This window comes from Rhodococcus sp. 05-2256-B1 (genome assembly GCF_002258465.1).
Classification (GTDB): Bacteria; Actinomycetota; Actinomycetes; order Mycobacteriales; family Mycobacteriaceae; genus Rhodococcoides; species Rhodococcoides fascians.
The window spans coordinates 1-837 of the sequence record NZ_NOZA01000022.1 but is presented as its reverse complement, the minus strand read 5'-3'; the positions used below and the strand labels follow the sequence as shown (position 1 = coordinate 837).

Annotated in this window: 1 protein-coding gene; it reads left to right on the top strand. The window is 65.7% G+C overall.

The genetic code is table 11. From position 1 onward, the window contains the following. Nucleotides 1-837: S-(hydroxymethyl)mycothiol dehydrogenase (locus CH285_RS12225; RefSeq protein WP_179271313.1), on the top strand; the 837-nt coding region annotated here is incomplete at both ends.

The window sequence follows — 837 nt, the reverse complement described above, 5'->3', positions numbered from 1 at the left end:
GAGCCCGTCTCGATCGAGACGATCACCATTCCCGATCCCGGCCCGAACGATGTCGTGGTCACCATCGCCTCGTGCGGGGTGTGTCATACCGATCTGCATTACCGCGAGGGCGGTATCAACGACGAGTTCCCGTTCCTGCTCGGCCACGAAGCCGCGGGCACCGTCGAAACCATCGGCGATGCTGTCACTCATGTCGAGGTCGGCGACTTCGTGGTGTTGAACTGGCGGGCGGTGTGCGGGGAATGCCGAGCCTGCAAGAAAGGCACCCCCTGGTATTGCTTCGACACCCACAATGCATCGCAGAAGATGACCCTCGCCGACGGCACCGAACTCTCCCCTGCGTTGGGGATCGGGGCGTTCGCCGACAAGACCCTCGTCCACGAAGGCCAGTGCACCAAAGTCGACCCCGACTCCGATCCGGCGGTCGTCGGGTTGCTCGGCTGCGGGGTGATGGCCGGGCTCGGTGCGGCGATGAACACCGGGAACGTCTCCCGCGGTGATTCCGTCGCCGTGATCGGGTGCGGCGGTGTCGGCGATGCTGCGATCGCCGGGGCCCGCCTGGCGGGGGCGTCGACGATCATCGCCGTCGACCGCGACAAGAAAAAACTCGACTGGGCTCTCGAACTCGGTGCCACCCACACCGTCGACGCCTCGCAGGTCGATGCCGTCGAGGCCATCCAAGAGCTCACCGGTGGATGCGGGGCAGATGTGGTCATCGATGCCGTCGGTCGCCCGGAAACGTGGAAGCAGGCGTTCTACGCCCGCGATCTCGCCGGGACCGTCGTCCTCGTCGGGGTGCCGACCCCGGAGATGACATTGGAGATGCCACTCATCGAT